This is a genomic window from Pseudovibrio axinellae, from assembly GCF_900110875.1.
Classification (GTDB): Bacteria; Pseudomonadota; Alphaproteobacteria; order Rhizobiales; family Stappiaceae; genus Pseudovibrio; species Pseudovibrio axinellae.
This window is the reverse complement of record NZ_FOFM01000003.1, coordinates 111205-135844: the sequence shown is the minus strand read 5'-3', so window position 1 is coordinate 135844 and position 24640 is coordinate 111205. Positions and strand designations below refer to the sequence as shown.

Annotated in this window: 26 protein-coding genes; 14 read left to right on the top strand and 12 right to left on the bottom strand. The window is 49.4% G+C overall.

Going from position 1 to position 24640, the window contains the following annotated elements; all coding sequences use genetic code 11:
• Positions 1-22 precede the first annotated feature (22 nt).
• Complete coding sequence (locus BMZ51_RS09095; protein ID WP_208979391.1) at positions 23-736, bottom strand: FMN-dependent NADH-azoreductase; 714 nt, start codon at positions 734-736, stop codon at positions 23-25.
• Between the two features lie 101 nt (positions 737-837).
• Between BMZ51_RS09095 and BMZ51_RS09090 the strand changes: the two genes are divergently transcribed.
• Positions 838-1740 (top strand): LysR substrate-binding domain-containing protein, encoded by a 903-nt coding sequence (locus BMZ51_RS09090; RefSeq protein ID WP_068000460.1) that lies wholly within the window; start codon positions 838-840, stop codon positions 1738-1740.
• 98 nt (positions 1741-1838) lie between these two features.
• Here the strand turns inward: BMZ51_RS09090 and BMZ51_RS09085 are convergent, their stop codons facing one another.
• The gene (locus tag BMZ51_RS09085; protein WP_068000464.1) at positions 1839-3314 is read right to left on the bottom strand and encodes a methyl-accepting chemotaxis protein; all 1476 of its coding nucleotides are present in this window, start codon (positions 3312-3314) and stop codon (positions 1839-1841) included.
• Positions 3315-3477: 163 nt separating this feature from the next.
• On the opposite strand from BMZ51_RS09085, the gene BMZ51_RS09080 reads away from it, so the two are divergent.
• On the top strand, positions 3478-3894 hold the full coding sequence (locus BMZ51_RS09080; RefSeq protein ID WP_074881976.1) for a GNAT family acetyltransferase: 417 nt from the start codon (positions 3478-3480) through the stop codon (positions 3892-3894).
• Positions 3895-4293: 399 nt separating this feature from the next.
• Complete coding sequence (locus tag BMZ51_RS09075; RefSeq protein WP_068000466.1) at positions 4294-6195, top strand: PhoX family protein; 1902 nt, start codon at positions 4294-4296, stop codon at positions 6193-6195.
• 91 nt (positions 6196-6286) lie between these two features.
• Here BMZ51_RS09075 and BMZ51_RS09070 read toward each other — a convergent pair whose 3' ends face one another.
• The 6 genes from BMZ51_RS09070 to BMZ51_RS09045 all read right to left on the bottom strand — a co-directional run bounded on the left by BMZ51_RS09070 (position 6287) and on the right by BMZ51_RS09045 (position 10374).
• A complete protein-coding gene (locus BMZ51_RS09070; protein ID WP_068000469.1) occupies positions 6287-6670 on the bottom strand; it encodes a GFA family protein in 384 nt (127 codons plus the stop codon).
• A gap of 172 nt (positions 6671-6842) precedes the next feature.
• Positions 6843-7199 (bottom strand): 50S ribosomal protein L20, encoded by a 357-nt coding sequence (gene rplT / locus BMZ51_RS09065; protein WP_008553032.1) that lies wholly within the window; start codon positions 7197-7199, stop codon positions 6843-6845.
• A 29-nt stretch (positions 7200-7228) separates the two neighbouring features.
• Positions 7229-7426 carry a 50S ribosomal protein L35 gene (gene rpmI, locus BMZ51_RS09060; RefSeq protein WP_057464257.1) on the bottom strand — a complete coding sequence of 66 codons (198 nt, stop codon included), beginning with the start codon at positions 7424-7426 and terminating at the stop codon, positions 7229-7231.
• 282 nt (positions 7427-7708) lie between these two features.
• Positions 7709-8218 carry a nucleoside deaminase gene (locus BMZ51_RS09055; RefSeq protein ID WP_068000472.1) on the bottom strand — a complete coding sequence of 170 codons (510 nt, stop codon included), beginning with the start codon at positions 8216-8218 and terminating at the stop codon, positions 7709-7711.
• 247 nt (positions 8219-8465) lie between these two features.
• Positions 8466-9008: a translation initiation factor IF-3 gene (gene infC, locus BMZ51_RS09050; protein WP_074881973.1), complete on the bottom strand. Its 543-nt coding sequence runs from the start codon at positions 9006-9008 to the stop codon at positions 8466-8468.
• A 190-nt stretch (positions 9009-9198) separates the two neighbouring features.
• Positions 9199-10374 (bottom strand): glycosyltransferase family 4 protein, encoded by a 1176-nt coding sequence (locus tag BMZ51_RS09045; protein WP_068000478.1) that lies wholly within the window; start codon positions 10372-10374, stop codon positions 9199-9201.
• A 130-nt stretch (positions 10375-10504) separates the two neighbouring features.
• Between BMZ51_RS09045 and BMZ51_RS09040 the strand changes: the two genes are divergently transcribed.
• Positions 10505-11293, top strand: coding sequence for an alpha/beta hydrolase (locus BMZ51_RS09040; protein WP_068000481.1), 789 nt, complete (start codon positions 10505-10507; stop codon positions 11291-11293).
• A 34-nt stretch (positions 11294-11327) separates the two neighbouring features.
• Here BMZ51_RS09040 and BMZ51_RS09035 read toward each other — a convergent pair whose 3' ends face one another.
• The gene (locus tag BMZ51_RS09035) at positions 11328-12224 is read right to left on the bottom strand and encodes a LysR family transcriptional regulator (protein WP_208979390.1); all 897 of its coding nucleotides are present in this window, start codon (positions 12222-12224) and stop codon (positions 11328-11330) included.
• Between the two features lie 130 nt (positions 12225-12354).
• Here BMZ51_RS09035 and BMZ51_RS09030 point away from each other — a divergent pair, with 130 nt between their 5' ends.
• The 6 genes from BMZ51_RS09030 to BMZ51_RS09000 all read left to right on the top strand — a co-directional run bounded on the left by BMZ51_RS09030 (position 12355) and on the right by BMZ51_RS09000 (position 17663).
• Positions 12355-12864: a lactoylglutathione lyase family protein gene (locus BMZ51_RS09030; RefSeq protein ID WP_068000487.1), complete on the top strand. Its 510-nt coding sequence runs from the start codon at positions 12355-12357 to the stop codon at positions 12862-12864.
• 207 nt (positions 12865-13071) lie between these two features.
• Positions 13072-13392 (top strand): DMT family transporter, encoded by a 321-nt coding sequence (locus BMZ51_RS09025; protein ID WP_068000491.1) that lies wholly within the window; start codon positions 13072-13074, stop codon positions 13390-13392.
• Positions 13393-13633: 241 nt separating this feature from the next.
• Complete coding sequence (locus BMZ51_RS09015; RefSeq protein ID WP_068000494.1) at positions 13634-14677, top strand: patatin-like phospholipase family protein; 1044 nt, start codon at positions 13634-13636, stop codon at positions 14675-14677.
• Between the two features lie 87 nt (positions 14678-14764).
• On the top strand, positions 14765-15757 hold the full coding sequence (gene mepA / locus BMZ51_RS09010) for a penicillin-insensitive murein endopeptidase (RefSeq protein WP_068000496.1): 993 nt from the start codon (positions 14765-14767) through the stop codon (positions 15755-15757).
• Positions 15754-16614, top strand: a complete 861-nt coding sequence (locus BMZ51_RS09005) for an alpha/beta hydrolase family protein (RefSeq protein WP_068000499.1) — start codon at positions 15754-15756, stop codon at positions 16612-16614. The genes mepA and BMZ51_RS09005 overlap by 4 nt, the downstream gene beginning before the upstream one ends.
• A 344-nt stretch (positions 16615-16958) precedes the next feature.
• Positions 16959-17663 (top strand): hypothetical protein, encoded by a 705-nt coding sequence (locus BMZ51_RS09000; protein ID WP_068000502.1) that lies wholly within the window; start codon positions 16959-16961, stop codon positions 17661-17663.
• A gap of 82 nt (positions 17664-17745) precedes the next feature.
• Here the strand turns inward: BMZ51_RS09000 and BMZ51_RS08995 are convergent, their stop codons facing one another.
• Positions 17746-18273, bottom strand: coding sequence for a GNAT family N-acetyltransferase (locus BMZ51_RS08995; protein WP_068000505.1), 528 nt, complete (start codon positions 18271-18273; stop codon positions 17746-17748).
• A gap of 356 nt (positions 18274-18629) precedes the next feature.
• On the opposite strand from BMZ51_RS08995, the gene BMZ51_RS08990 reads away from it, so the two are divergent.
• The 4 genes from BMZ51_RS08990 to BMZ51_RS08975 all read left to right on the top strand — a co-directional run bounded on the left by BMZ51_RS08990 (position 18630) and on the right by BMZ51_RS08975 (position 23052).
• A complete protein-coding gene (locus BMZ51_RS08990; RefSeq protein ID WP_068000508.1) occupies positions 18630-19325 on the top strand; it encodes an outer membrane protein in 696 nt (231 codons plus the stop codon).
• A gap of 240 nt (positions 19326-19565) precedes the next feature.
• Positions 19566-20312, top strand: a complete 747-nt coding sequence (locus BMZ51_RS08985; protein ID WP_068000511.1) for an outer membrane protein — start codon at positions 19566-19568, stop codon at positions 20310-20312.
• A 129-nt stretch (positions 20313-20441) separates the two neighbouring features.
• Complete coding sequence (lepA, locus tag BMZ51_RS08980) at positions 20442-22247, top strand: translation elongation factor 4 (RefSeq protein ID WP_068000514.1); 1806 nt, start codon at positions 20442-20444, stop codon at positions 22245-22247.
• A gap of 226 nt (positions 22248-22473) precedes the next feature.
• The gene (locus tag BMZ51_RS08975; protein ID WP_068000518.1) at positions 22474-23052 is read left to right on the top strand and encodes a PhnA domain-containing protein; all 579 of its coding nucleotides are present in this window, start codon (positions 22474-22476) and stop codon (positions 23050-23052) included.
• Between the two features lie 231 nt (positions 23053-23283).
• Here the strand turns inward: BMZ51_RS08975 and BMZ51_RS08970 are convergent, their stop codons facing one another.
• A complete protein-coding gene (locus tag BMZ51_RS08970) occupies positions 23284-23943 on the bottom strand; it encodes a hypothetical protein (RefSeq protein ID WP_068000520.1) in 660 nt (219 codons plus the stop codon).
• A 137-nt stretch (positions 23944-24080) separates the two neighbouring features.
• Complete coding sequence (locus BMZ51_RS08965) at positions 24081-24575, bottom strand: DUF2165 domain-containing protein (RefSeq protein ID WP_068000523.1); 495 nt, start codon at positions 24573-24575, stop codon at positions 24081-24083.
• Positions 24576-24640: the final 65 nt, after the last annotated feature.

Below are 24640 nucleotides of genomic sequence, written 5' to 3'. Positions count from 1 at the left end.
TCCCCGGAAACTCCAAGACTTTTTAATGAGCTGACGATATTTCCAACGTGTCTTGGTGGTTCGCAGCAAGGCCTTGTGCAAGCTGTGCCAGAGCCAGTTTTGCATTGGAGACAGACTGTGCGTGCCTTTCATCGCCAAACTCTTGATACTCGGCCCGTACCTCGTGGAAGGTCTCTACTCCCAAGTACTTACTCATAACCTTAATATGTGGCCCAAGGTGGTTCATTGCCTCCCTGATTCCACCAGGTTCAAAGCCAAACTCGCCTGATGATGACACAAGGACGAGGGTTTTCTTGGCCATAATGGGCTCAAGAGGGAAATCACCGCGTGCAAGGTCAAAAGAGAACGTCTCGTTGACACGTATAACTTGATCAAACCACGCCTTTAGAGCTGCAGGTAAGCCATAATTGTACATCGGCGCGGAGATTAGAATGATATCGGCCTGCCGAATTTCTTTAATGAGCAGGTCAGAGAGTTCCAAAGCACGGGCCTGTTCACTCGTTCTCTTACTCTCGGGGGTAAATGCTGCTGCAATCCACGCTTCGCTCATGAAGTCAGGGGGCGAAATCCCAACATCGCGGTAAATCACCTCATCATCAGGTCTCTCAGTGTTCCACGTTGAAATAAAGCCTTTCGCCAGGCCTTTAGAAATGGAGTTATATCTGGCGGTTGAGTTATCGGTTCTTCGGACACTGCTGTCCACATGCAAGATACTAGGCAAAGCTTTGTCATCCATTTTGGAGGTTTCAAGATGTTGCGTTGCTAGTGCTTTCCGTATTTTTTGACAAATGGTCAGAACTCACCCATAGATGATTCAAATTCACCTGTGAGATCTACATGTTTAATCGGTTACCATCTTTAAACAGTTTTAGGGTTTTTGAGGCGGCTGCGCGCAATCGAAGTTTTAAAGCCGCAGCAGAAGAGCTTCACGTGACGCCAACGGCGGTTTCCCACCAGATACGAAAACTTGAAGATCATTTGGGTCTATTGCTTTTTCAGCGTAAAACACGGGCGGTGGAACTCACGGCAGAAGGGACGCAGCTGGCCTTAGCAGCCAGGAGCGCGCAACAGCAATTGCTTGATGCTATCGAGGTGATTTCAACTCGGCAAAAGGTCCTTACCTTGAGCACGACAGCCTCATTTGCGGCCATGTGGCTGGTACCCAGACTTGAAAAGTTTCACCTGCTTTTTCCTGAGATCCAAGTTGTTCTGGACACGACGGAAACGGTTCAGGATTTTGGACAAAACGCGCGCATAGACCTTGCCATCAGGTATGGCCAGCACACCAGTGAAGCGGCTCGCGGCGTTGAGCTTTCTGCAGAACAGTTTGGGCTATATGCTAGCCCAAACTATATTGAAACAGCACAAACGACAGATGAGTTAAACTTGATTGAAACGTCCTGGAAGAACACCAGTCTGCCACCAATCACATGGACCACATCGTTAGCGCAGCATGAGCTGCTCTCCCGCCCTCATCGCATCACCCGGTTCGATCAGGAACACCATGTTGTTCAGTCGGCCGTGGCAAGTCAGGGAATCGCACTTGTCAGTAAACTACTGGTACAGACAGCTGTGACTAATGGGTGGCTGCGACCCTATAAGGGAGATATTCAGGTTGCTGGACTATCTTACTACGCCATCATCCCAGAAGAGAAAAAGGCTAGCCAGAAAGTCAGCCTTTTCTTAGACTGGATTACCAATGAGTTTAACACCTCATGTACTGCTGAGCATATGCAGTGACCGCACATCGGGCATCAACTGCGGGGCCTAAGGTGTTGGCCAACCGCAGTTTTTGGTTGAAGGACATTCGCCACAACAAGCGTGCGCCTATCACGCTCTCAGGCATTAAAAGCAATGAGCGTGTTACCCCAGTGATTGCCTTGAACCCAAATTGGTGCGGACACCAGCTTGATCATCATCACTTTTCCGCCCCCCATATCCCGGCGATAGGTTTGCAGGCTGTATTCCTTTGTGTTTTTGCTGGCATTCAAGCCGGCTCGGTCGTTAAACATCCTGCGGTTTCTGCAGTTTGCAGCATTCCAAACCGGATCGTTGCCCTGTGGCTTGGAGTATTCTTTGCTATGCGTTGGCAGGTAGGCATTCTTATCCAAGGCAGCGCAGAATATGATATGGGAATCAAGTTCTATGACCGGCTCTTGAATCGCTGGCAATACACGGTCTGCCATTTGCGTGAAGGACGTCATGAACTGTTCGGGGTTTGAGCCTTCGATTGGAGCATAGTTGAAATCGAAGAGCTCTTGCAGAGATATCCGTCCTGCGTCAACTTCGGCCTCAAAGGCATCTATGGCTTTATCCGCAGCCACCTTGACGTAATCTATCATCTGCTGGTTGAGATTATCGCCATGCTCCACGGCAACCTCTGCCAGAAATGCATCTGCAGTTTGAGATGTTTGAAGCATCTGCCCCGACACCTGCTCAATGCTCTCAGCATTTGTTGTCACGATTCCCATAACCTGATCACGGTTTTGAAGCAGCTCTTCCGTGTCAGCATCATTGTTAGTGCAGGCGGCTCGGATTGCATCTGTATTGGTGGAAATGGCATCTACCATCGTTCCCAATTTCTGAAACAGGTCATTGATCGACTGTGTGCCAGTTTCAGCAGTGGCCACCGTATCCAGTGCTCCCTTGCCCAAATCAACGAGCGTGTCAGCTTCTTTGCCGAGTTGTAAGATCGTCTGGTCAATCTGCTCGGTTGCCACACTGGTTTGTGTCGCAAGTGCTTTCACCTCACTTGCCACCACCGCAAACCCCTTGCCTGCTTCGCCTGCGCGGGCGGCTTCAATCGTGGCGTTGAGCGCCAGCAGGTTGGTTTGGCGCGCGATGGCATCAATGGAGCTGGAAAACTGGCGGACATTAGCAAACGACGCCTGAAGGCCTTCCAGGTTACGGTTGATATTGCTAATCGTTGCCGACAGGCTATTGATACTGATGATTGCGCCTTGCACCACTTCTTGTGAGCTGGTCATCGTGTCACGCGCACTGGATGTCTGCTCGGTGGTTTGCACAACAGCTTCACTGACGTTCCGATTGCTTTCTACTACCCGTCCCGACGCATCCTGTAGGCTCTCCATAGCCGTTTTAAGCGCACTTGCAGTGTTGTTAACCGCCTCCAGCTCTCCCGCAGCTGATGCCATTTCCAAAGCAAGTACATCCAATTCGCCAAACAAACGTGTGCTATCAATCGATTTGTTATGCTCTACGAACTCCGCTTCAGATGACTGATCAATTACTTCCCCTTGATCATTTGCGGCAGCTTCAACAAGAATTTGTGCGTTACGCTTAAAAAAAGCCATGTTAAAAACCTCTCAATCGCGCAAAGGCTTTCATAGTTTTACTTATAGACTATTAACCCTGTCATTATTCTTATTTGAATCTGCAACTCACTGTATTAGAAAGATTAATCTGAAAATATCCTGTGATTATCTCTCTATTTTTGAACTACTATGCGGAGCGCATATGATTTGTCGCGAAATGTGTTTGTCCGAGCAAGATGCGGTTATCGCCCTTTGGAAGGCCACCGGGGTCTTTCGTAAGTGGAATGAGCCGGTCCGAGATATTAAGAAAGCGCTGGAAGGAGAACACTCCACTATACTGATTGGTGAGCTGGAGGGTGCAATTGTGGCCAGCATCATGTGCGGCGAAGATGGTCATCGCGGGTGGTTCTATTATGTAAGCACACATCCTGACCATCAGGGCAAAGGTCTTGGCAAATCCATCACGCAAGCAGCTGAGGAATGGTTACGCGCACGCGGTATCTGGAAGGTCCAATTGCTTGTACGAGGAGACAACGCACAAGCGACCGACTTCTATAAGGCACAAGGCTACAAAGACACTCAATCCATTTGCCTGCAAAAGGTAATTGAGCCAGCGTGATGGTGAGTTTTACGCAGGTTTCACAGGCCTGAGATACGCTGATCGAACTCCTTTAAGGTGCCTGGGTGTAGCGCCCAGATTTGCAATAGGAATTAACCCTCCGGGTGCCAATACACTGTATTTCTCATCGACGAATCCCGTCATCCTATACGATAGTAATAGTAAAGTTGTATTTTAAATAAATCATCGGACCAAAGACAGCAAAATATCTTATAAGCCAAGAAATACATAGCCTTAGGTTGTGTGAGATGCTCAGAAGATATTTTTGGATACACCACCCCATAATATGAAAACTACGGTTATATCATTTATGCAGTATTTAACGATGTGAATGGTCTCGTAAAATTGTCATGTTGGCACCATATTGATATAGCAACTTTCATGTACGGGATATTATCAATGTCGAATACTATTCTTAATGAACTTTCTGCAGACGAATGGGATGAACAAAACTTCCCACGGGCAGAAGAAAATGAATTTGACCGTGTGGTTGAGCGTGCAATTTCACGTCGCGGCTTCCTTGGGGGGGCACTTGCATTTGGTTCTGGCGCGGCGGTAATGGGTACAGGTATTTTGGGGCTCACTGCTTCTGAGGCAAAAGCTTCTGTTTCCCGCTTTGCTTTTACGCCTATTCCAACACACACCGATTCCACCGTGCATGTACCAGAAGGTTACAACTGGAAAATTCTTACCAGTTGGGGCGACCCCTTAATCGAGGGCGCCGAGGCATTCAACGACGAAACCGGTGGTTCTGCTGCAAGCTCTGACAAGGTGTTTGGTGAGAACACGGATGGCATGGAAAATTTCGTGTATCAGGGCAAGCAATTGCTCGCGATCAACCACGAATTTGCAACTCGCAAGCTCAACCTCCCTCTAAATGAAGAGGGTATACCAAAAAGCGCTGAGGACGTTCTGAAGTTGCAAAACTTACAGGGCGCTTCCGTTATTGAGGTAGAAGACAGCGAAAACGGTTGGCAGATCGTCAAAGGCAGCCGCTTTAATCGCCGTATCACACACAATACACCTATGAAACTGGCAGGCCCTGCTGTTGGCCACCCGTTGATGCAAACAGCTGCTGATCCAGCTGGCGTTCAATCGCTCGGCACATTCAACAATTGCGGATCAGGCAAGACCCCGTGGGGCACTTACCTAACCTGTGAAGAGAACTTTAACGGCTACTTTGGAGAGACGGACGCTGCACCTGTCGCTCGTCTTGACGGCGTTGATGCGGGTTACAAGCGCTACGGCCTCAGCAAGGATGGGTGGGGCTACGAGTACCACAAGTTCGATGAGCGTTTCGATACTGCCAAGAATCCAAATGAGCCACACCGTATGGGCTGGATTGTGGAAATTGACCCAACTGACCCAACCTCCACTCCTGTAAAGCACACGGCTCTGGGGCGCTTTAAACACGAGAATGCGGAGGCTGTTCTGGCACCTGACCGCCGTGTCGTTGTTTACATGGGCGATGATGAGCGCGGTGAGTTCATGTACCGCTTTGTCTCCAACGGGGTTTACACTCCGGGTCAGTCAACCGATGGCCTATTGGATGATGGTATACTTTACGTCGCCAAATTTAATGATGATCTGACGGGTGAGTGGTTGCCACTGACACCGCAGAGCACTGGCATGGACGCAGCTGAAATCTTGATCTTCAGCCGCTTAGCAGGTTCTGCTGTTGGCGCGACCACCATGGATCGCCCTGAATGGATTTCTACAAATCCGAATGAAGTAGAGGCTTATTGTTGTCTGACCAACAACAAAAACCGTGGTGTAAAGCCAAACGCAGGCGGTGATGACACCTCGGTAAATGGCCCGAATCCACGTGAGACGAACAATTACGGACAGATCGTACGATGGCGTCCGCACAATGAGGACCATGCCTCAGATACGTTTGACTGGGACCTTTATGTGATGGCTGGCAACCCAACCGTTCACGATGGTCCAAATGCCGGGTCCGACAACATTCATGCTGGCAATATGTTCAACTCACCGGATGGTATGGCATTTGATGAAAACGGTCTTGTATGGATCCAAACAGACGGCAATGACAGTAATGAGGGTGACTTTGCTGGCATGGGCAACAACCAGATGTTAGTCGGCGATCCTGTAAGCGGCGAGATCGCACGCTTCATGACGGGGCCCAACGGTTGTGAGGTTACTGGCCTGACATGGTCCGCAGATCGCCGCAGCATGTTTGTTGGTATTCAGCACCCAGGCGGCAACTGGCCCGACGGCGGCAAGCTGCCACGATCCTCTGTCATCGTCATCAAGCGTGATGATGATGGTGTGATTGGGTAACCAGCCTTGCTGAGAGTATAACACTAGCCCTTCGGGAAACATTTCCGGAGGGCTTTGATGCGCTTGAAGGCGTGATTACCCAGATCTGGTGTCAGTATTTTTCAATTTGTAGAGCATCATCGGTGATCTCATAATAATCACCCTTATCTTTTACAAAGATATGCTTACTGATCTTGAGGTTTGTTGGCTCGTTGATGCAACCAGCAGCGATGGCAACGTAGTCTCCATCATTCATTTGGTAGAACAAGCTAGACCCACAGAATTTGCAAAAACCTCTCTTTGCGAAATCAGATGACTTGTACCAGCTTAGTCCCTCATCTGTTATGAATTCAACCTTGTCACGGGAGGCATGTGTTGAGGCCCAAATGTGCCCACTCGTGCGCCTACATTGGCTGCAATGGCAGACGGTTATGGTATCCCTCACCTCTTCAACCTGAAATCTCACTTTCCCGCAGTCACATTTCCCGTTAATCATGCTTCCCCCCTGTGCCCAGGCTCAGAGCACGTACGCTCTTGTGACACGCGGTTCTTCATATTTCAAGAAGGAAGAACAGATGCCTTTCGTAGAACAAGGGTGCAAACACAAAAAAGCAGGCTCCTTGCGGAACCTGCCTTTTTCAAAAAGCTTCTGCTTTCTACTATAGCACTTAAGCTACAGCAGCCTGCGCCTTTTCAACCAATGCTTTGAACGCATCTGGCTGATTGATCGCGAGGTCAGAAAGAACCTTACGGTCAACTTCGATACCAGCTTTGTTCAAGCCATCGATGAAGCGGCCGTAGGTCATGCCGTGTTCACGGGTCGCAGCGTTGATACGCTGGATCCAGAGTGCACGGAAGTTCCGCTTGCGAGCTTTACGGTCGCGGTAAGCGTACTGTGCCGCTTTTTCGACTGCCTGCTTAGCAACGCGAATGGTGTTCTTACGACGGCCGTAGTAACCTTTGGCTGCCTTAATAACTTTTTTGTGACGAGCGTGGGCGGTAACGCCTCTTTTTACACGTGACATGGTAGTCTCCTAGTGTCAGGTTTTAAGGCTTAGCCGTAAGGCAGATATTTTTTCACGATACGTGCATCTGCATCACACAGTGTGGTTGTACCACGTGCGTTACGAATGAACTTGGTCGTGCGTTTAATCATGCCGTGGCGTTTGCCAGCCTGGCCACATTTAACTTTGCCAGTCGCGGTCAGTTTGAAGCGCTTTTTAGCTCCAGACTTCGTCTTCAACTTGGGCATTTTGCGTCCTTTCTTGTGATGATCGGTAAACCGATCAAAAATTTGCAATGGATGCATCAGAAGCCGCCACGGCATGCCCTATAACTCCTGTTTGATTCTCGTGCGAACACAAGACACAGGATACCGCCGGGCGACTTTGAACGCGGCCTTATAAAACTGCCAGCGAGGGAATGCAAGGGGATTCCCTCCGGATATGCTGGGATTGGCCTCAGTTCGTGCAATTTATGCGCTCAGTCCTGTTAGAGTGTGCAATAAAGCGCCTCTACCTAGCGAAAAATGCCTTCAGATTTCAATACCCAACCGTTTATGGGCGGCAGCGCATTCTGTGAAGAGTTGCTGGCAGGATTCCCGCTCTATGCCTTCAAAAATCTCTATTTTTGGCCGCTCGACCATATGCTTTGCAACATCGCGGGCGCGCAGATCCATTTCCTGAGGCCAGAAATGGGTGGCGTCTTCGTTTGTGTATGCGCCGAAGACCAGAGTATCAAAGCCAGCCCACACAGTTGCGGCCATACACATGGCGCAGGGTTCACAAGTACTGTAGAGGATACCTCCGACAAAACTGCGGGTTTTGTGGGTCTTGCTGGCCAGACGGATCGCATTGATCTCGCCATGACAGGTTGGGTCACACTCCCTGATCACACTGTCATAGGCTTGTGCCAGCAACTCACCGTCTGCAGAATAGACTGCGCCGCCAAACGGAGATGGATAGGGTGTTTCCATTGACGTTGCCGTATAAGCTACAAGGCTTTTCATGCGCTGGTGATGCAATTCCAGTTCGGTGTTAGACATCACTTCCCCCTTAAGGTCATAGAGTCAGCTCCATCAAATCCTGATGCCGAGCTCTACCATGATGGCATGTCTTTGCGACCTCGTGTGCGCGCATTCTGTTCCAGCGGCTAAAGCTGGTCGCCTCTTGTGTTTTGAAGGCATCAAATGAAAATACCCGGCACTAGTGTACCGGGTATTTTCAGAGTTTTCGGAGCTTCGGTTGAGTACCTACACAGACAAATCGCTGGAGCCCTTCAACCTGATCCTATTAACGAGAAATAGGTGCAAGCACCATCATCATCTGCCGTCCTTCAAGCTTAGGATGGGACTCGACTTTAGCGATGTCCGCAGTCTCTGCTTTGACTTTCAGAAGTAGTTTCATTCCGAGATCCTGGTGAGCCATTTCACGGCCACGGAAGCGAAGAGTTACCTTCACTTTATCACCATCATCAAAGAAGCGCAGCATGTTCTTCATCTTCACTTCATAGTCATGAGTGTCGATGTTTGGACGCATCTTGATTTCTTTGATCTCAACGATCTTCTGTTTTTTGCGTGCTTCTGCAGCTTTTTTCTGAGCTTGGTACTTGTAACGACCATAGTCCAGAATTTTACAGACAGGTGGCTGACTGTTCGGAGCAATTTCGACCAGATCCAAACCTTGTTCCACCGCCATTGACAGTGCTTCTTCGGTTGGAGTTGGGCCGAGGTTGTCACCTTCGGCGTTGATCAGCTGCACTTCGCGAACGCGAATCTCTTTATTGGTGCGCGGCCCTTCCTTAGTGGGTGGCGGTGCGCGAAACGGACGGCGAATGTGAGTATCTCCTCTTTAGACTGCCGAACTTGCGAATATTTGATTGCAGTTCAATGACTGGTTCCAACTGTTTCGTCAAGTCGAGAAACACATGGGAAGAACATCATTTTAGCTGCTTCGCTAAAATCAAGAAAAATGCCACGTAAGTCAACACTAGTTTTGACTATTCTGACGCGACATTTACAACCATTCAGTTATCTGTTGGTAAAAGTTCGCGGTAAACGTTTAGTGTGGCTTCACACATGGCCTGTTTGGTGAATGATCGCTCCACATGATCGTGAGCGCGGTTGGTGAGTTTCGACCGCTCCCCTTCGCTCATGTCCAATGCCTGAGCCATCAGATTGCAAAGTTCTTCGGCGTTGCCATTTTCAAAATGCCACCCTGTCCGCTCTTCATCTTTCACGACCGGCGGCACGAGCACGGTTTCCGGTACTGCGCCAATGTTGGACACGATGACCGGGACACCTGCAGCTTGCGCTTCCACAGCTGCACGACCAAATGCTTCCGCCTCAATCGAAGCGACAACGGCAACATCTGCCATCGCAAGTGCTGCTGGGACGTCTGAACAATGCCCGACAATGCGAACTTTTTCGATTAGATCAGATTTTGCAATTTGAAGTTCAAGCGACTGACGATACGCTTCACGACCCTGGTCATCACCAGCCAGAACCACAAGCACATCGTCATAGCCCCCGCGTTCAATCAACTGGCGTGTGGCCTCAATCAAAACACGCTGGCCCTTCCACTCAGTAAGGCGCGCAAGGTTCATCACAACGCGGCGATTATCAGACACACCCCAGCGCGCCCGCAGCTCTGTTACGTTTTCATCGCTAATATTGTCGGGATTGAACGAGGCAACGTCAGGACCACGGTAGATGACAGAGGTTTTCCCCTTTGTCTGCGGATCGCGTTTTTCTACCAGATTTGCAGTAAAACGGGAGTTGGCGATCACTCTGTCAGCGCGGGTCATGGAAGAGTTGTAGAAGGCTTTAAACTTGTTCGTTTCCTTGTAAATGCCATGATAGGTGGTGACATAAGGAATTTTCAAGCGATGCGCTGCCCACAATGCTGACCAAGCCGGTGCACGGGATCTGGCATGCACCAGATCGACCCTGTTCTGCTGGCAGATACGCTCAATCAGATAGGAGTTGCGCCACATGGTCCAAGGGTTCTTGGACTTCACTGGCAGTTCAAAGTGCACCGCCCCTGTCGCTTCCAACTCAGGAACCATGCGTCCGCCCTGCGAAATCACAAGGCAATTCCAGCCTTCGTTGACGATCGCCTCTGCGACATCCACTGTGGTGCGCTCAGCTCCGCCGGTTTGAAGGTCGGGGACAATTTGCAAAATGGTTGGCACTTTGGACATTTCTCTATGTTTTTTGAGAGTGATCCAACTATGCTCGCCAAAATGTCCGGCGGGCAACTGTGGAGGCTCTGTAATCAGGTTCCGAACAATTGTCGGCCAGTATAAGCCGATAAGTGTTTGGAGGTTATGAATGAGTGCTGACTTACCGCAATTCATCAGCGTTGGCAAAGGAGACAGTGCACGGAAGATCGCAGTGCGACATGATGAACGCGGTGCACCGGGTGTTCTTTGGCTTTCCGGTTTCAAATCCGACATGCTGGGCACCAAGGCCGAAGTGCTTTGTGAGTGGACTGAGAAGCAAGGCCTGACCTGCACGCGCATGGATTATTCCGGCCACGGAGAATCCAGTGGTGAGTTTGTGGATGGCACTATTTCCAAGTGGTTGGAAGAAGCCGTCGCTGTGTTCAAGCAGTTCTGTAAAGGACCAACTGTTGTGGTTGGCTCTTCCATGGGCGGCTGGATGGCACTGTTGCTGGCAAAAGCACTGAGTGAAATTGATCGTGAGATCGACGGCTCTCTTACTGGAATGGTGCTGATTGCGCCTGCGCCTGATTTCACAGAGGAACTAATGTGGAAGCATGAGTTTACTGATGAGATCAAGCAGGAAATCATGGAGAAAGGACGCTTTGAGCGCCCCTCGGAATATGACGATAGCCCGTATGTCATCACACGTGCTCTCATCGAAGATGGCAGAAAAAACCTGCTGCTTGGCGAACCAATCATAACCAACTGCGAGACCATCATTTTGCAAGGCCAGAAAGACGATGCTGTGCCGTGGCAGCATGCGCTACGTATTGTTGAGGGGATGGCCCATGATGATGTGGTGCTGACACTTGTGAAAGACGGCGACCACCGTCTGTCTCGTTCGGAAGACCTGGACCGTATGATTGCTGCTGTGGCGGAACTGGCCCAGCGCTAATCTGATTTCGTGGTTAGGCTTTTGTAACGGAAGCCTAACTGCTGCTCATCTGCCCACACAAGTCCGCGATTTGCTTACTGAACCAATCATAACGCGCTGCCAGTGTGCGATGCTTTTTTACCGTCAGATAGAGTGGGTCACTGACGGGTTCTTTCAGCTCGAGAATTCTGATTTTCTCTTGCGCCTCGAAACTGCGGACGGCGGTTTCTGGTAAAACCGTGTACCCGAGCCCCTGTGCGACAGGCACGAGGATCTGACTGAGCTGGTTGATGTAACCGGTTGCTCTGAGGTCAGCGTTGACAGCATTTATCTCCGGAAAATTCGGCGTGAGCAGGCGCTCTGCATAGTGTTGACCGTCCGGATGATCGATGAAGCCCAACGCCTCCAGGTCTGCAAAGGTCGATGGTTTTTCTTCAAAATCAGCAGGTACCACAAGGCACAGCGGTTCGTTGCCGATGTGATGTTGTGTAAGTGAAGACTGAACAGTCTGTTGGGTGACGATGCAAAGATCTACCTCATTGCTTTGCAACAGTCGGAGACTGCGATGGTTGGGAGCCACTTCAACTTTCAGCAGCAAACCGGGATGGGCTCTCTGTTGCTTGAGAAGCTTTGGATAGAGGTAAAGCGCCATAGACCCGGAACAAGCAATGCGAATTTCACCGGTATTGGGGTCATCTTGCTGTATGGCCGCGCGCAGGTCTGTTTCCTGCTTTTCTGCAGTCAGCGCAAAACCCAGCAGAAGCTCCCCTTCCCGCGTCAGCTCAAAGCCCTTGCCGATTCTCGTGATCAGAGGCGCACCTATTTGCTGCTCCAGCTTTTTCAGATGCTGGCTCACGCCTGGCTGCGTCATGCCAAGTTGATTGCCTGTTTGGGTGAAGTGACCGGTTTCGGTGAGTTTAACGAAGGTCTTGAGCCACAGGGAATTCAACATGGTCTCAGCATACATAACATTAAATTATCATAAAAGTAATAAATGATAATTTTTGATTTTCTCACAGACTTGCTACATCCAACGTACTCAAGGCACTCCGCCTATAAAGATTAGCTTAGCGAGGTTTGTCATGTCCCTACCTTATCCAAGACGCTTCTCCCATATCGGACTTTCCGTTCCTGATGTGGAAGCTGCTGTCAAATTCTATCGTGATGTGATGGGCTGGTACATCATCATGGAACCAAGCGAGATTGTTGAAGATGACAGTCCAATTGGCGATATGTGCAGCGATGTGTTTGGCGCAGGCTGGAAGAGCTTCAAAATTGCACACCTTTCCACCAGTGATGGTGTTGGCATTGAGCTTTTTGAGTTTGCTGACAATGTGGATCCTGAAAACAATTTTGAATACTGGAAGACCGGCATCTTTCATTTCTGTGTTCAAGACCCTGATGTGGTGGGTCTGGCAAAAAGGATAGAAGCGGCGGGTGGCAAACGGCGCATGAAAAAACCGCGCTATTATTACCCTGGAGAGAAACCATACTGCATGATTTATATGGAAGATCCCTTTGGCAACATTCTAGAGATCTATAGTCATTCCTATGAGCTGCACTATGCCAGCGGAGCCTACCAAAAGCCCTAGAAACACTGGCTTTAATTGAAGAAATTCATTCAAAAACGGCTCAATCTATAAAACGGGCCCTAAGATGTCTGCGAGACACCTGCCCTTATGAGGGCGGAAATCTGATAGGCTGGAAAATGTAATAGCCCCGTCAGGCGATTGATTTATGTGGCGATCAGGAGTAGCTCATAACATGCAACTCACATGTATTGCGTTAGAGGCAACTAAATGGCATGGATCTGGCTCATCATAGCAGGCATCTTTGAGATGGCTTTTGCCATCTGCCTCAAGCTGTCTGACGGGTTTACCAAGCCATTTTATAGCATCACCTTCGTCATCACGGCATTTCTCTCGCTTTATTTCCTGACCAGAGCGATGGCCTCCATCCCACTTGGAACCGCTTATGCAGTTTGGACTGGAATTGGCGCATCCGGCATCGCGATTTTGGGGATCTTCCTTTTTGGAGAACCTGTTACCTTCATCAGGCTGTTCTTTATCGCAATGTTGATTGCCGCTATCGTGGGACTAAAGCTGGTCTCTAACGGTTAAAAATGCAGTCGGTTGCGAGCTTGGTTCTGTTCGCTCTCCTCCTCCATTTTCTCACGAGCCGCATCTCCATCGGGACGACCTGACGCCGCCTTTGACAGGGGGAAGTTTAACCTTTCATTCACCGCGATCATAAGTGACTTGCCCCGCGTGTGCGCCTGCGCCATCTCTTCACCGCATTTTTGGACAAACTCGATACACATACTCGGATAAACAACAAGAAATCACTGTATCGGGTTTGTCTATGAAAAACAGAAAGCGCATTATTCTCTCCATTGACGGAGGCGGAGCGCAAGGTCTCATTCCAATTCGCTTGCTTCGTGGCCTTGAAGGAAAACTGTATGAACGTGGAAAGTCCGAACCTCTTCATAGGTACTTCGACCTAATTTGCGGCACCTCTAGCGGTGGCCTTATCGCTGCAGGTCTTACCGCGCCTAATCCAGACAGAACAAAGCACGGTCAGCCCGCTATGACGTTGAGCGATTTACAGAATTTCTTCGAGCTGGATGCGCGAGAACTTTACATCAACAATCGCCGACACTGGCTGTATCGCTGCCTTTATCATCCGTTTGGGCAGTTCAACAAAGGCATTCAGGAACGCCCCGTTGAGCAGGCAATCAAACAGCGAGTTGGCTGGAGTGCGCTTTCCTGCAGCCTTACCTCTGTTCTCATGACTGCGTATGATTTGAAAAATCGGCGGGTTGTTTCCCTCAGGAACGACACAACCGAACATGATGACTACTATTTCTGGCAGGCTGTTCGCGCGACAACCTCCTCTCCCTCCTGGTTTGAGCCTGCTCGGGTTGAAAATCTGGCAACGGGGGATGAGGAGATTATGATTGATGCAACAGGCTTTTTGAATGATCCAGTGCTGGCAGCCTATGCTGAAGCGCGGCGTCATGGCTGGGACCCAGAAGACATCATCATTCTGTCGCTGGGTAACGGTAATCCTGTTGAAGAGAAGCACAGTTTCTCGGAGGCGATAAGCTGGGGGACTCGTGGCTGGGTCTCACCAGAAGAAGGCACACCGTTACTATCCAGCTACATGCATGGGCAAACAGCGTCGACCGGACAATATGCAGATGTGTTATTTGCGGATATGCCTGGTGTTGAATACATTCGCTTAAACGCAGACCTGCCTCATTTTGGAAGCGACCTTTACAGCATGAGGCCCGGCGAAGTCCTTAAGCTGAACCGCGTTGCAGATGATCTGCTGTCAAGCCATCAAGATGATCTGAACAAACTGGCTGACCTAATGGAGGAAAGGCAGGACGGACCCGGCTTTTAGGCTTCACAAACCCCTCGCCTTTGCTACAATCCGCGAAATTAAAGACAAAACGCTTTTCGTGCAAAGCTTGGGTTTTCGGGAGGTACTATGTTGGGTCTGAAAGGTCTTCAACACGCAGCTGTATTGGTGGCGGGCAACATTATGGCGAGTGTGCTTGTAGCCGAAGCACTCGCTGTACCACTTCCCGACACGAAGCCCGAATTCTCTGATGCTGATTATAGCAAGGCACAGCTGAAGCTGCTGGAGTTCCCCGGGGCAGCCAAATATCACTTCGGCAAAAAGAAGACACCAAGCAAGCAACGGTCTGCATCCTTTGGCGGGTATGCCAAGGGCTGTGTTGCTGGAGCTGTGGCAATTCCTGAAAATGGCGAGAACTGGCAGGTGATGCGCTTGTCACGTAATCGAAACTGGGGGCACCCTGTTTTGGTTAAGTTCTTGAAAAGCCTAGCTGCCGATGCCCCAGCTCTGGGGTGGAATGGCTTGTTGGTTGGCGATATGTCCCAACCACGCGGCGGACCGATGCTGTCCGGCCATGCCTCACACCAAATCGGGCTCGACGCCGACATATGGTTGCGGCAAATGCCAAACTACCAGTTCAGCTCCAAACAGCGCGAAACCGAGAGCGCTGTCTCCATGCTGAACGGGAGCCTGAGCAGACCAGGTGCGGACCGCCGTGTGAATCCAAAACGGTGGACCGACGCTCATGCAAAACTCATTCGCCGTGCTGCACAAGATAAAGGGGTCGCCCGTATCTTTGTAAATCCAACAATCAAGCAAGCATTGTGCAAGTTTGAAACTGGTGAGCGCAAATGGCTTCGTAAAATTCGGCCCTGGTGGGGTCATCACTATCACTTCCATGTGCGGATGGCTTGTCCAGCAGGCAGCAAAGAATGCAAGAACCAGGCTGCACCGCCCGCTGGTGATGGCTGCGGAAAAGAGTTGAGCTACTGGCTTTCTGACGTGCCTTGGGTTCCTAAAAAGCCAAAGCCGGGTGAAAAGCCGACCCCACGCAAACCCAAACCTGCGCTGTCTGTGAGTGACCTTCCGCAGAGCTGCCCTGCTGTCTTGAGGACAAAATGATGCAAAAACGTACTGGCGCGATTGAACTGACGGTGCACGGCAGGCTCAGCGGAGACACGTTTCCAATATTCATCTTCTATCCAAGCCTTGGAGCAGAAGAGAGCGTTCAAAAAGGTCCATATTCCATGCAACTTGCGTGGAATGCCCCCATTGCTGAAGGCATCTTTCCAATTGTGGTGATATCACATGGAAGTGGCGGCACCCCTTTAGGGTATCGCGACCTTGCCCGTACACTTGCAAGCAACGGATATGTCGTTGCACTGCCAGAACACAGCGGTAACAGCCGGAATGACAACAGCCTTGAGGGCACTGACGCAAATTTGTTTAAACGGCCCCACCACATTAGCGAGGTGATTGATGCGGTGCTCTCCTCTGAGGCTTTTGGGGCTTCCACGGATCGAACCCGTATTGCTGTTCTAGGCCACAGTATGGGGGGGTACACAGCGCTGGCCGCAGCTGGCGGAAAACCGCAAAACGAAGCCCGAGAACCCATTGAGGTGCAAGCGGACGAACGTATTCGCGCACTCGTCTTGATGGCTCCAGCAACACCCTGGTTGCAAGGCAGTGGCGCATTGGATCACATTACAGCCCCATGCCTTATCTTCTCCGCAGAGCATGATGCCTTCACCTCTAGCTGGCATACGGATGTGGTGCTGAATGGTTATCCTGATGACGTTCCCATTCGGCATATGCCAATTGCAAATGCAGGCCACTTTTCGTTTATGAGTCCCTTCCCGAAGCCATTGAACCAAATACCTGGCTTTTTACCAGCACAAGATCCTGAGGGCTTTAACAGGGCAGAGTTTCAACCAAAGCTAGCAAAAGAAGTGATGAAGTTTTTGGCGCAGACTGTTTAGGACGGTTTGGCATTCGGGTTGTCTGTTCTTTAACGGTATACAGGCGTTTCAATCAGAGCGAATTGAACTCTCCTGCCACTGCTCCGCTTACATGAACACGCTTAAATTATTGGCTGCGCCGCTTCTTGCTATAATTAACTCTTGATGTTTCTAAGTATATAACTTTAAAAAAATCTATTAAATTCCTAGCATTTTTAGAATTTGACTACAGCTAAAAGCATCCTTAGAATTCTTGATGCACATGTTAGAGCTTAATATTGCTAGCTTACCAGATATGAAGTCTGTTGACCGGGTAGATACCCAACTCTGTAGCAATTAATTTTATATTTTTAGAGGTATTTGCAATGGATTCGGCAGGGACACGTCTCTCATTTTCGTACACCAATATAGCTGGTCGCTTTGATCCACCTCCACTTATTTCTCAGCAAGACATTTCAGTTGCGCTTTTAGAGGAGATGCTTGAGGCAGAACCTGACAAAGAATTTCGAAACGAAAGCTTGTCTGTTCCCTCCAGCGACAACAACAAGGGTACAGACCAAGCTGTCAGCAAAATATTTGAAATTCTTGTTGGACTGGAACTTGAAAAAACGAACAATGCTTTAAACAGCTACCTGCATAAGCGGGAAATCAAAGCAGCGGCCATTCAAGAGTTCTTTGATACATCGAAAGAGTGGTCGAATCCTGACAGCAGAAGCGTCCAAATTGGCATCATAACCGCAATTACTCAAGGTGCAGCAAACGGCGATGCTCAGTCCCAAGAGATGTTAGATGCCTTCAACAGTGGTACTTTAAACATTGAAGATATGGCTGACTACGGGTTAAAGACTGAGTCAAAATTAGTTGTCTATCTCGATGACCAAGGAAACTACGTCTTTGGTACATCCTCTGTCGATTACACCGGTGAGTATACCAGCCCCTCTGAACTGTTCAGCGACCTTACAACTTTAAATGAAGATGGACAGCTAATAGATATAGCAACCGGTCTAAACGCGGCTTTCATCGGAATAGGCATCAACCTGCACTTTTACATTACCTGGCCATCGCAATAAGCCGTAACAGATGACGCTATACTCCTCGGGCAAGAGGAACGGTACCAGTCAAATGGGGAGCTAATGCCCTCCCCTCTCTGGTCTATTTATGGATGTATGCAACCGGGGCCTCATCATCATTCAATATGAGTGTCATCAGCGTCAGATCTAGCCAGCGGCCAAACTTGAAGCCAACTTGGGGCAATTCTCCGGTTACTTTAAAGCCATAGCGCTCATGAAGGCGAATTGAGCCTTTGTTTTCGCTGTCAATTGCACCGATTAGAACGTGATATTGATCTTGCTTTGCCAGCACAATCAGCACTTGCAGTAAGGCGGACCCGGCTCCTTTGCCTTGCGCCTCAGGCCTGATGTAGACAGAATGCTCCAGGGTTTTGTCATAACCTGACTTTTCACGGAACGGGCCGTAACTTCCATAACCGAGAATTTCACCCTGGCTATTTTCTGCAATGATAATTGGGAAACCACCTGCCGTTCGTTTATCGAACCAGTTTTCTCGATCTTCCAGTGTCTCTAATGCATCTGTCCAAATCGCGGCAAGGCTTTTGACAGCATCATTATGAATTTCCAAGAGTGCAGGAAGGTCGGATTTGATGGCACGGCGCAAATTCATAGGAGCCCCTCAAGATCTTATGTCAGGGTTCAGCTCTGACACATTTCTTAAAAGCGCTCAAGAAACTCCCGTAGGCAAATACTTGAGTTTATTACAGACTACTCTTTAGTCGCTCGGGACAGATATTCGCCATCATCTATAGATGAATTAGAATAAGTTATTGTTATTTTTACGTATTTTTAACCAAGATATTCAAGAATAATCTTAAATGATATTGGTTATGTTTAAGCTTAGCATTCGTTTATTTGTGCAACACAAACACGCTGTTTTAAAGCAAGTTGCGCTCATTTAACCGGGCCCCATCATGCAGTCTTGAATATCTCCTCACTCGCATTTTCATGTCGGGAGTATTTGAAGTGAAACGGATTTTGCGTATTTTTACGCTCTTAACAGGTGTTGCACTGGTAATCGGAGGGACCTCAGACCTGCAGGCTCAAGATAACACCACGTATGTTAGTTTAAAGGGGGCGAAGGCATTTTCGCTTCGCAGTAGTTTTGACGCTGTCAGCGGCTACCCAACTGATAGCTATCATGCAGACTATGAAAGTGAATGGGCGATCAGTGCAAGTTTCGGACAGCGGATCAATGACTACCTGCGGGTAGAAGGCGAGCTTGGGTATCTGGCAAGCACCGTTCAAAATTTCAGCAGTGATACAATTACCATCACCAACGACAGCGGCGGGCGTGTGGTTGCCGGTTATACAATGGCGAATATTCTTGCTGACATTCCCCTGAGCAATCAAGTAACAGCATTTGCTGGCGGCGGGATTGGTATCGCAAAACCTGAGATGGACAAAAGGCTCTTATCAGATGGGTTTCAGACCCGTGATATCGACATAGAAGACCAATATGTGTTTGCCTGGAAGCTCACTGGCGGCCTTGCCTACCAGATGTATGAGAACACGCATTTATTTGCTGACTATACTTATTTCCAGACGGCTGATTTTGATGTGACACAGACGACCACTGCTGGCGGCCTTGCTGTAGAAAATACGCTCAAAACAAACCTGAGTTCGCACATGATTGGTTTGGGTCTGCGTTACGATTTTTGAATCGGAAATGGGGTTCAAGATCGCAATAAGCGTCAATATTGACAGAGGCGGCACGTTGCCGCCTTTTTGGTGCAAGTCACTCTATTGACCAAAATTACAATCACCAAGCTCATTTAACAAATTATTTCCCTGTAATTAGTACTTAGAATTCTCTTGTTCTGTGAATTACACCATTTAATATTTAGTAAGACTTAGTTATTTGCGCGAATCTCCCTCCATGACTTCAGGAGATAGTGCGCAATGGGAACGCCTTCCTTTACTTTAATTATGATTGTTGCTGCGTTCTTGTCGACAGGAGCACACATTACGCGTGCTTACGGAGCAGATTTAGCCGAGGCAGCGCAAGCGGCTGCGAAAGAAGCGGCTGAAACTGCGGCGATGGGTATGTTTCCGCTCAAGCCCTACGCCGGAGCCAAGGTTTTTGCCTCCTATGCTCCAGATGGCGATCTTTATACCCCTGGCACCGGGCGAACGAAGTTCATTGAGTATAATATTGGATGGAATGCTGCTGTTTTTGGCGGCGTGACTGCCGGCGACTTTGTGAAACTACAGCTGGATACTGGTTATATCAGTAACAGTGTCTCTAACCTTTCAGGTGTGAGTGGCGGAAGCGGGTCGGTTGCTGCGGCCTATGTGATGGCAGGTGTTGTGCTCGCCGCCCCCCTCTCCCCGATTACAAAAAAGGTAATTCCGTTTGCTGGTTTCAGTATTGGGGCTGCTTTTCCGGTGATCGGCACGATTAAAGGGACGGACGAGAACGGTAATTCATTCTCAATCAAAGGCAACCAGTCTACCGTTGGTGCATTGCTTGCCCGTGCGGGCGTTATAGTCGCGATCACCCCTAAGCTAGGGGCAACTCTGGAATATGGTTTCTTCCAGACTGCGGACATCTCACTCAGCACGAAAGGTGATATTTCCGGGTCTGGCAACGCATCGACGGACATTACTGCCCACTTATTTGGTTTAGGCCTCGAATATCACTTTTAGGCGCTGTTCTTGGAAAAGTTGGGTTCTGAGCTCTGTCTATTCACTTTATTGGCTGGAAAACGCCAAAAAAAAGCATGGGTGCTTATTATGTGCTTTGCCATAGAGCAAAGCAGTGGTAATTGAGCGCCCATGACGACTAAAACTTTGTCCAATATTCGCAATTTCTCGATTGTCGCGCACATCGACCATGGTAAGTCTACCTTGGCTGATCGCCTCATCCAGTCTACCGGCACTCTCACTGATCGTGAGATGACGGAGCAGGTTCTCGATTCCATGGATATCGAGAAGGAGCGCGGCATTACCATCAAGGCTCAAACCGTTCGCCTGATCTACAAGGCCGACAATGGTGAAGAGTACACACTGAACCTGATCGACACCCCAGGTCACGTGGACTTTGCCTATGAAGTTTCGCGCTCCCTTGCTGCGGTGGAAGGCTCCCTTTTGGTGGTTGATGCCTCCCAAGGTGTGGAAGCGCAGACGCTTGCGAACGTCTATCAGGCCATCGACAACGACCACGATATCGTGACCGTGCTTAACAAGGTCGACTTGCCTGCTGCTGAGCCGGATCGCATCAAAGAGCAGATCGAAGATGTGATCGGCCTTGATACTTCTGACTCAGTGATGATTTCAGCGAAGACCGGACTTGGTATTCCTGATGTTTTGGAAGCAATCGTCAAACAACTTCCTGCACCAAAAGGCGATCCGGACGGACCGTTGAAAGCCATGCTGGTGGACAGCTGGTACGACACCTACCTTGGTGTGATGGTTCTGGTTCGCATCATCGACGGTGAACTGAAAAAAGGCGACACCATCAAGATGATGGGTACTGGCGCTGTTTATCCAGTTGACCGCGTTGGTGTGATGACCCCAGCCTTTGTTACAACGGACCGTCTTGGACCCGGTGAAATTGGTGTTCTGACAGCTTCCATCAAAGAAGTTGCGGATACCCGCGTGGGTGACACGATAACCCATGACAAGAAGGGCTGCACCGAAGCGCTGCCGGGCTTTAAGCCTGCACAGCCTGTTGTTTTCTGTGGCCTGTTCCCGGTTGATGCGAACGACTTTGAAGACCTTCGCTCTGCCATGGGCAAGTTGCGCCTTAATGATGCATCTTTCTCTTATGAGATGGAAACATCGGCTGCGCTTGGTTTTGGTTTCCGCTGTGGTTTTCTTGGTCTGCTGCACCTAGAGATCATTCAGGAACGTCTCTCCCGTGAGTTCAATCTGGACCTCATCGCAACAGCACCATCTGTTGTTTATGAGATGGAGATGACTGACGGTTCCAACTTTGAAATGCACAACCCGGCGGATATGCCCGATGTTGTGAAGATCAAAGAGATCCGTGAACCATGGATCCGTGCCAACATCATGACGCCGGATGAGTATCTTGGCCCAATCCTGAAGCTGTGTCAGGATCGCCGCGGTGTACAGGTTGACCTTTCTTACGTTGGGTCTCGCGCTATGGTCACTTATGACCTGCCGCTCAACGAAGTGGTCTTCGATTTCTATGATCGCCTGAAGTCCATCTCTAAAGGCTACGCTTCGTTTGATTATACAATCAGCGAATACCGTGCTGGTGATTTGGCCAAGATGTCTATTCTGGTAAACGACGAGCCAGTTGATGCTCTCTCCGTGCTGGTTCACCGTTCGCAGGCAGATAAACGCGGACGTGCGATGTGTGAGGTTCTTAAAGAACTGATCCCTCGTCATATGTTCAAAATTCCTATTCAGGCAGCTCTTGGTGGACGCGTGATTGCACGTGAGACACTCTCTGCTCTGCGTAAGGATGTGACCGCGAAATGTTATGGCGGTGATGCTTCTCGTAAACGCAAGCTGCTGGACAAGCAGAAGGCGGGTAAGAAGAAGATGCGCCAGTTTGGTAAGGTTGAGATCCCTCAGGAAGCGTTCATTCAAGCGCTGAAGATGGATGACTGAGCATCGGATTGCGTAACAACGCGAATGACGAAGTGTCATTTGCGGATGCGAAAGCCGTGCGAGGAAGGCAGCGTTGCAGCGGTGATTGTGCTGGGCCCAAGAATAGGACAAGCACTTTTACGGTAAGTCGCTGGCTCAAAAGCCTTATTTTTTGGAATTTAAAGGCGGTCTTATGGGCCGCCTTTATTCGTGAATAATCCTGAAGTTTCTGGAAGGTACGTAAATCATGTCACTTGAGAATGACCTGCGCAGCCGCGCAGAGAACAAATGCGAACTGTGCGGCGCGACTGATGATCTGCGTGCCGTTGCTGTTGGCCCAGATGCTCGCGAGGGTGCTGATAAATCTATCCTGGCCTGCTCCACCTGCTCTGTACAAATTGTAGATGGTGCAGAATTGGACCAAAATCACTGGCGCTGCCTCAATGAGAGCGCTTGGAGCACAGAACCTGCTGTTCAAGTAAGTGCATGGCGCTTGTTGAACCGTCTTTCTGGTGAAGCGTGGGCCCGTGATTTGCTCGACACTCTCTACCTTGAGGACGAGACACTGGCATGGGCGCAGGCTGGCCAGGATATTGGTGATGATGAAGACGTTGTTATCCACAAAGACACCAATGGTGCGGTGCTGAGTGCTGGTGATACCGTCACTCTCATAAAGGACTTGAAGGTAAAAGGCGCAGGCTTCACCGCAAAACGGGGAACCGCTGTTCGCAACATCTCACTGGTGCACGACAACGCAGAGCATATTGAAGGCCGCGTAAATGACCAGCGGATCGTCATCCTGACAGAGTTCGTGAAAAAGTCATAAAGCACCTGCGCTTTATTGAAAAAGATAAAAAGCGGCTCATCGAGTCGCTTTTTTCGTTTAAATGACGCCTGTTCGCCGCGAAAAGCCCTGCTCTTCGCCATTCCATGCCAGCACGCTTTGAGCAGCATAGGATTCATTTGCTCATGACACACCCCAAATGACTTTGGGCTTGTCTTTTCAACTCTTGATAGTGCTAAGGCTGACAAGGCGATGTCTTAAGCCGGCTCCAGATTAGCCTTGTGCAACGCCGCGGGTCTGAAGAATATGTTCATGCAGTCGAACTTGACCTTTATTCAGCCTGAGCAGGACCTTATCGTCAGACCATTGTTTCAAAGCAGCGCCTGCATTGGAGGTTTTGATGCGATAATGACGTCCGCCTTGACGGGCATACCAATCGATCCGATCCTTACCTATCCACCTGTGTATCTTGACCGGGTGTAACATGGTCAAGGACCCCGGATAGTCATCAAGCAGCAGGTCTATCGCGCTGGCCGCCCGCGTTTTCTTGGCGATTTCATGTAGTTCGCTGATCTGTTGTTTTTTGATCATCGCAAATTGTTTGCCAACATGAGCGAATGAGTTGATCTGTGCCAGCTTTTCATCTTGAGACAGATAATCGAAAACCACGATTGCCCCATTGCTGATGGATGAAAAGTAAAAGGATTTGTTGGTGTACTGAAGCGTTACCCTCTGTACCTGCGTGCCTATTTTGCGCTGAACGGTATTGCCGCTTCCTGTCAGGTATTCATTAAAATTCTTTTTTTGAAGCGCTAAGCCAAGCCCAATCAGGTAGTTGTTGCTGAGAAAGCGAAATGGAACGGTCTCGTGCACCCGCTTATTAGGCGCGGCAGGTTGGCCAGAAAATCCATTCCTCCCGAAGGTGGTATCCATATCCGCTCCCAATCAATACAAGAGTTCTGCATTTCAAAAGTGGAGCAAATTCCTGACGAAAGCAGTCCTTCAAATGCTTCGGCTGGATAGTCTCAGGTCACATCTAATAGAGGGAAACTAAGAGATTTTGGATCGTCTCACGTCACCTCATCATCTTTTTGATTTAAAAAGATCAGTCCCAACAACGCGACCATACTGATATTAAAAGAGATATCTATAGCACCCTTCCCCATCGGGTATTGCCAGGCCAGGAACCATTCGCCAGCGATGGTCACAAAGCCCACAAACCAGAGCAAGAACGCAACGCAGTAGCCAAACGAGGCCACAGACTTGGAGCGGTTAAACTGTAAAGCTGGGCCCTGTATATTGATGAGCATGCGCAGGCCACCAATAATCAGCAGGAATGCAATGAGCCCATCAAGCGCCACGATTATGCTTAACAGAGTTGAGATGCTTTCCAGCGGTAAAAAGGCCCGAGACCTTGGGCTCGTGGGGAACACATCAACCATCGAAATAACGGTTTGGATATAACCGAGGTTTATTGAGGCCTCTTGAAAATTGCTGATACACACAAGGGCTGCGAACGCTCCAAAGGCCCATGCGACCAGAATTTTTATCAGCCTTAAAACCACGAAATTACCTGTTTTTCGAAACTAGAGAAGCCCACGCTCATATATGGGTCAGTCAACGGTTAAGC

Bases quoted from the DNA above. Each gene is read 5' to 3' on its own strand.
- BMZ51_RS09005 (WP_068000499.1), top strand. From the start codon at position 15,754: ATGATGCAAAAACGTACTGGCGCGATTGAACTGACGGTGCACGGCAGG.
- rpmI (WP_057464257.1), bottom strand. From the start codon at position 7,426: ATGCCCAAGTTGAAGACGAAGTCTGGAGCTAAAAAGCGCTTCAAACTG.
- BMZ51_RS09015 (WP_068000494.1), top strand. From the start codon at position 13,634: ATGAAAAACAGAAAGCGCATTATTCTCTCCATTGACGGAGGCGGAGCG.
- BMZ51_RS09090 (WP_068000460.1), top strand. From the start codon at position 838: ATGTTTAATCGGTTACCATCTTTAAACAGTTTTAGGGTTTTTGAGGCG.
- BMZ51_RS08985 (WP_068000511.1), top strand. From the start codon at position 19,566: ATGGGAACGCCTTCCTTTACTTTAATTATGATTGTTGCTGCGTTCTTG.
- BMZ51_RS09035 (WP_208979390.1), bottom strand. From the start codon at position 12,224: ATGTTGAATTCCCTGTGGCTCAAGACCTTCGTTAAACTCACCGAAACC.
- BMZ51_RS09075 (WP_068000466.1), top strand. From the start codon at position 4,294: ATGTCGAATACTATTCTTAATGAACTTTCTGCAGACGAATGGGATGAA.
- mepA (WP_068000496.1), top strand. From the start codon at position 14,765: ATGTTGGGTCTGAAAGGTCTTCAACACGCAGCTGTATTGGTGGCGGGC.
- BMZ51_RS08995 (WP_068000505.1), bottom strand. From the start codon at position 18,273: ATGAATTTGCGCCGTGCCATCAAATCCGACCTTCCTGCACTCTTGGAA.
- BMZ51_RS09030 (WP_068000487.1), top strand. From the start codon at position 12,355: ATGTCCCTACCTTATCCAAGACGCTTCTCCCATATCGGACTTTCCGTT.
- BMZ51_RS09080 (WP_074881976.1), top strand. From the start codon at position 3,478: ATGATTTGTCGCGAAATGTGTTTGTCCGAGCAAGATGCGGTTATCGCC.
- BMZ51_RS08970 (WP_068000520.1), bottom strand. From the start codon at position 23,943: ATGGATACCACCTTCGGGAGGAATGGATTTTCTGGCCAACCTGCCGCG.
- BMZ51_RS09025 (WP_068000491.1), top strand. From the start codon at position 13,072: ATGGCATGGATCTGGCTCATCATAGCAGGCATCTTTGAGATGGCTTTT.
- BMZ51_RS09085 (WP_068000464.1), bottom strand. From the start codon at position 3,314: ATGGCTTTTTTTAAGCGTAACGCACAAATTCTTGTTGAAGCTGCCGCA.
- BMZ51_RS09045 (WP_068000478.1), bottom strand. From the start codon at position 10,374: ATGTCCAAAGTGCCAACCATTTTGCAAATTGTCCCCGACCTTCAAACC.
- BMZ51_RS09055 (WP_068000472.1), bottom strand. From the start codon at position 8,218: ATGTCTAACACCGAACTGGAATTGCATCACCAGCGCATGAAAAGCCTT.
- rplT (WP_008553032.1), bottom strand. From the start codon at position 7,199: ATGTCACGTGTAAAAAGAGGCGTTACCGCCCACGCTCGTCACAAAAAA.
- BMZ51_RS09095 (WP_208979391.1), bottom strand. From the start codon at position 736: ATGGATGACAAAGCTTTGCCTAGTATCTTGCATGTGGACAGCAGTGTC.
- lepA (WP_068000514.1), top strand. From the start codon at position 20,442: ATGACGACTAAAACTTTGTCCAATATTCGCAATTTCTCGATTGTCGCG.
- BMZ51_RS09000 (WP_068000502.1), top strand. From the start codon at position 16,959: ATGGATTCGGCAGGGACACGTCTCTCATTTTCGTACACCAATATAGCT.
- BMZ51_RS08975 (WP_068000518.1), top strand. From the start codon at position 22,474: ATGTCACTTGAGAATGACCTGCGCAGCCGCGCAGAGAACAAATGCGAA.
- BMZ51_RS09070 (WP_068000469.1), bottom strand. From the start codon at position 6,670: ATGATTAACGGGAAATGTGACTGCGGGAAAGTGAGATTTCAGGTTGAA.
- BMZ51_RS09040 (WP_068000481.1), top strand. From the start codon at position 10,505: ATGAGTGCTGACTTACCGCAATTCATCAGCGTTGGCAAAGGAGACAGT.